The sequence below is a fragment of the Streptomyces sp. CO7 genome, from assembly GCF_053474865.1.
This window is the reverse complement of the sequence record NZ_JBRIOU010000002.1, coordinates 501,059-505,779: the sequence shown is the minus strand read 5'-3', so window position 1 is coordinate 505,779 and position 4,721 is coordinate 501,059. Positions and strand designations below refer to the sequence as shown.

The following is a 4,721-nucleotide window of genomic DNA, read 5'->3' as shown; positions in this document are numbered from 1 at the left end:
CCCTACAACGACCCGCCCGACAACGGAGGAGAGCACATGACACGCAGAACGGTGCGCATCGCGATGAACGGCGTCACCGGGCGGATGGGATACCGCCAGCACCTGGTCCGCTCGATCCTCGCCCTGCGCGAGCAGGGCGGCCTCGCCCTCGGCGACGGCACGGTCCTGTGGCCCGAGCCCGTCCTGGTCGGCCGCCGGGAGCACGCCCTGCGCGAGATCGCCGACCGGCACGGCCTGACCGAGTGGTCCACCGACCTCGACGCCGTCCTCGCCGACCCGAGGGTCGACATCTACTTCGACGCGCAGATCACCACCGCCCGCGTCGACGCCGTCCGCCGGGCCATCGCCGCCGGCAAGCACCTGTACGTGGAGAAGCCCACCGCCACCTCGCTGGAGGGAGCGCTGGAACTGGCCCGGCTGGCGCGTGACGCCGGGGTCCGGCACGGCGTCGTCCAGGACAAGATCTTCCTGCCGGGCCTGCTGAAGCTGAAGCGGCTCGTCGACGGCGGCTTCTTCGGCGAGATCCTGTCGGTCCGCGGGGAGTTCGGCTACTGGGTCTTCGAGGGCGACTGGCAGCAGGCGCAGCGACCGAGCTGGAACTACCGTGCCGAGGACGGCGGCGGGATCGTCTCCGACATGTTCCCGCACTGGGAGTACGTGCTGCACGAGCTGTTCGGCCGGGTCACCTCGGTGCAGGCCCTCGCCACCACGCACCTCCCGCGGCGCTGGGACGAGAGCGGCAAGCCCTACCCGGCGACCGCCGACGACGCCGCGTACGGCGTCTTCCAGCTGGAGGGCGGGGCCGTCGCCCAGATCAACTCCTCCTGGGCGGTGCGGGTCCACCGCGACGAGCTGGTCGAGTTCCAGGTCGACGGCACGCACGGCTCCGCCGTCGCGGGGCTGCGCGGCTGCCGCGTCCAGCACCGGTCCGCCACGCCCAAGCCGGTGTGGAACCCGGACCTGCCGGTCACCGAGTCCTTCCGCGACCAGTGGCAGGAGGTGCCGGACAACCTGCCGCCGGGGGCCTCGTTCGAGAACGGCTTCAAGGCCCAGTGGGAGCTGTTCCTGCGCCACGTGGTCCTCGACGAGCCGTACGCCTGGGACCTGCTGGCGGGCGCGCGCGGCGTGCAGCTCGCCGAACTCGGCCTGCGCTCCTCGGCCGAGGGCCGCCGCCTCGACGTTCCGGAGCTGACCCTGTGACGATCACGCTGCCCCGCCCGGACGGCGGGACCACCCCGTACACGCCCCGCTCGGCGCCCGCGGACCTCACGGCCGACGGCACGCCGCTGCTCTCCCGCACGGTCCTCGCCGCGGCCCACGTGGTCGCCGACCCGTACGCCGACACCACTCCGGACGGCCCGGCCGCCGTCGACTGGGACGCCACCCTCGCCTTCCGCCGCCACCTGTGGTCGCACGGCCTGGGCGTCGCAGAGGCCATGGACACCGCGCAGCGCGGCATGGGCCTGGACTGGCCGGGCGCCCGGGAGCTGATCCGCCGCAGCGCCGCCGAGGCGCGGGCCGTCGGCGGGCACGTCGCCTGCGGCGTGGGCACCGACCAGCTCGCCGCCCCCGGCGCGTCGCCGCACCTCGGCCTCGCCGACGTGCGGGCCGCGTACGAGGAGCAGCTGGCGGTCGTCGAGGAGGCGGGGGCGCAGGCGGTCCTGATGGCGTCGCGGGCGCTGGCCGCCGTGGCGAAGGGTCCGGACGACTACCTGGAGGTGTACGAGGGGCTGCTGCGGCAGGCGTCGGAACCGGTGGTGCTGCACTGGCTGGGCCCGATGTTCGACCCGGCGCTGGAGGGCTACTGGTCCGGCGGCGACGACCTGGACGCGGCCACCGACGCCTTCCTGGAGGTGGTCGCCTCCCACCCGGACAAGGTCGACGGCGTCAAGGTCTCGCTGCTGGACGCCGGCCGGGAGGTCGCGCTGCGGCGGCGGCTGCCGGACGGGGTGCGCTGCTACACCGGCGACGACTTCCACTACCCGGAGCTGATCGCGGGCGACGAACGGGGCTTCAGCCACGCGCTGCTCGGCGTCTTCGACCCGCTGGCGCCGCTGGCGGCGCGGGCGGTGCGGATCCTGGACACCGGTGACACGGCGGGCTTCCGGGCGCTCCTGGACCCGACGGTGGAGCTGGCCCGGCACCTGTTCGCCGCGCCCACCCGGTTCTACAAGACGGGCGTGGTGTTCCTGGCCTGGCTCGCTGGTCACCAGGACCACTTCACGATGGTCGGCGGGCTGCAGTCGGCCCGCTCGCTCCCGCATCTGGCCCGCGCGTACGAACTCGCGGACCGACTGGGCCTGTTCCCGGACCCTGCGCTCGCCGAGACCCGCATGCGGAACCTCCTCGCGGTGTACGGGGTGGACCGATGACCGCCCCGGGTACGAACACGGACGGCGTCCTCTCCCGGTTCAGCCTCAACCAGGAGACCGTCAAGCAGTGGTCCCTGCCCGAGCTGGCCGAGGGCTGCCGCAAGGCGGGGGTGACGCGGGTCGGCCTGTGGCGCGCCCCCGTCCAGGAGTACGGCGTGGAGCGGGCGGCGCGGCTGGTGCGGGAGGCGGGCCTGACCGTCACCAGCCTGTGCCGCGGCGGCTTCCTCACCGCGACCGACCCCGGCGCGCGCGCCGCCGCCCTGGACGACAACCGGGCCGCGATCGACGAGGCGGCCGCCCTCGCCACGTCCACCCTGGTGCTGGTCTCGGGCGGGCTGCCGGCCGGGGACCGCGACCTGCGCGGGGCGCGCGAACGCATCGCGGACGCGCTGGGCGAACTGGCCCCGTACGCCCGCGAACGCGGGGTGCGCCTGGCGGTCGAGCCGCTGCACCCGATGTTCGCCTCGGACCGCTGCGTGGTCTCCACCCTGGGCCAGGCCCTGGACCTCGCCGAGCGTTTCCCCGTCGAGGAGGTGGGCGTGGTCGTCGACGCGTACCACGTCTGGTGGGACGACACGGTGGCCGATCGGATCCGGCGGGCGGGAGCGGCCGGGTCGGACGGCGGCCGGATCGCCGCCTTCCAGGTCGCGGACTGGGTGACCCCGCTGCCCGCCGGCGTGCTGCTCGGCCGCGGCCAGCTCGGCGACGGCAGCGTGGACATGCGCGCCCTGCGCGAGCTGGTCGACGCCGCCGGCTACGCCGGGCCGATCGAGGTGGAGATCTTCAACGAGGGCCTGTGGGCCCGGGACGGCGCCGAGGTGCTCGCGGAGGTGATGGAGCGGTACGCGGTCCACGTGCTCTGACCGGAGGGGGTGGCACGGATGCGGCGCACGATCGGTTCGAAACATTCGAGCCAATTCTTCCCGGCCGACGCCGCATACGGCCATCCTTTCCAGCTTGGCGCGAGCCACATGCCGCATGCGGCACTCTCACCAGCAACGTCGCTGCACGGACGCCCACTTGGACGATCCGAAGCTTTCGAATTCCACGCCGAAAGCGTTGACAATCCCGGCGCGCGACGGTTCACACTGTCGGTGGTCCGGTGCGACGCAGCCACGTGCGGCGCCCTTGCCGGGCCACTCCTCCGCGCCGGGCCATCGGTCCCGGCTGCCCTCGTTCGGCGAAAGGGACAACCCCCATGCGTCTCGCACGTGTTCCCGCAAGCAGTCCCAGGCCACGGCCCTCCACGTCGCGGCTCCGTTCCGCGGCGGGCGCGCTCGTCGCCATCGCGCTGGCCGCGGCGGCCACCACCACGCTCGCCGCCGGCCCCTCCCAGGCCGCCGCCGAGCGGGCGACCGCCTGCAACGGCTACGTCGGACTCACCTTCGACGACGGACCGTCCAACCAGACGCCCGCACTCCTCAACGCCCTGAAGCAGAACGGTCTACGGGCGACCATGTTCAACCAGGGCAACTACGCCGCGTCCTACAGCTCCCAGGTCCGCGCCCAGGTCGACGCCGGCATGTGGGTCGGCAACCACAGCTGGGACCACCCGCACATGACCCAGCTGTCCCAGTCGGCCATGGACTCGCAGATCTCGCGGACCCAGCAGGCCATCGCCAACGCCGGCGGCGGCACCCCCAAGCTGTTCCGCCCGCCCTACGGCGAGACCAACGCCACCCTGAAGTCGGTGGAGGCCAAGTACGGCCTGACCGAGATCATGTGGGACGTCGATTCCCAGGACTGGAACAACGCCAGCACGGACGCCATCGTCCAGGCCGCCGGCCGGCTGACCAACGGGCAGATCATCCTGATGCACGACTGGCCCGCCAACACCCTCGCGGCGATCCCGCGGATCGCGCAGACCCTGTCGAGCAAGGGCCTGTGCGCCGGCATGATCTCCCCGTCGACCGGCCGGGCCGTGGCGCCCGACGGCTCGGGCGGCGGCACGACTCCGCCGCCCGGCGGCGGCACCACGCCGCCCCCGAGCGGGAGCTGCACGGCGACGCTCTCGGCCGGCTCCTCGTGGAGCGACCGGTACAACCTCAACGTCTCGGTCTCCGGCTCCAGCACGTGGAAGGTGACCGTGCGGGTCCCGTCCCCGCAGAGGGTCGCCACCACCTGGAACGTCAACGCCACCTACCCCGACTCGCAGACCCTGGTGGCCACGCCCAACGGCAGCGGCAACAACTGGGGCATGACGATCATGAAGAACGGCAGCAGCACCTGGCCGACGGTCTCCTGCAGCACGAGCTGACCGGCGTCCGGCGCCGGTAGGCGCGGCGCGGTGACCCCGGTCACCGCGCCGCTCCCGCGGCCTTCCGACGGCTCCCGCCGACGGCGCCGGCC

General features: G+C 73.5%; 4 protein-coding genes. All 4 read left to right on the top strand.

The window, feature by feature from the left end; genetic code table 11:
• Positions 1 to 36: 36 nt before the first annotated feature.
• Complete coding sequence (locus tag ACOV8S_RS04220) at positions 37 to 1,200, top strand: Gfo/Idh/MocA family protein (RefSeq protein WP_448316171.1); 1,164 nt, start codon at positions 37 to 39, stop codon at positions 1,198 to 1,200.
• Positions 1,197 to 2,372 carry a dihydrodipicolinate synthase family protein gene (locus tag ACOV8S_RS04215; RefSeq protein WP_448316170.1) on the top strand — a complete coding sequence of 392 codons (1,176 nt, stop codon included), beginning with the start codon at positions 1,197 to 1,199 and terminating at the stop codon, positions 2,370 to 2,372. The genes ACOV8S_RS04220 and ACOV8S_RS04215 overlap by 4 nt, the downstream gene beginning before the upstream one ends.
• Positions 2,369 to 3,235 (top strand): sugar phosphate isomerase/epimerase family protein, encoded by an 867-nt coding sequence (locus ACOV8S_RS04210; RefSeq protein ID WP_448316169.1) that lies wholly within the window; start codon positions 2,369 to 2,371, stop codon positions 3,233 to 3,235. The genes ACOV8S_RS04215 and ACOV8S_RS04210 overlap by 4 nt, the downstream gene beginning before the upstream one ends.
• Before the next feature lie 335 nt (positions 3,236 to 3,570).
• Positions 3,571 to 4,629, top strand: a complete 1,059-nt coding sequence (locus ACOV8S_RS04205) for a polysaccharide deacetylase family protein (protein ID WP_448316168.1) — start codon at positions 3,571 to 3,573, stop codon at positions 4,627 to 4,629.
• The last annotated feature ends 92 nt before the right edge of the window (positions 4,630 to 4,721 follow it).

Excerpts from the sequence above, each read along its gene's own strand:
- ACOV8S_RS04220 (WP_448316171.1), top strand. The coding sequence starts at position 37 with ATGACACGCAGAACGGTGCGCATCGCGATGAACGGCGTCACCGGGCGG.
- ACOV8S_RS04210 (WP_448316169.1), top strand. The coding sequence starts at position 2,369 with ATGACCGCCCCGGGTACGAACACGGACGGCGTCCTCTCCCGGTTCAGC.
- ACOV8S_RS04205 (WP_448316168.1), top strand. The coding sequence starts at position 3,571 with ATGCGTCTCGCACGTGTTCCCGCAAGCAGTCCCAGGCCACGGCCCTCC.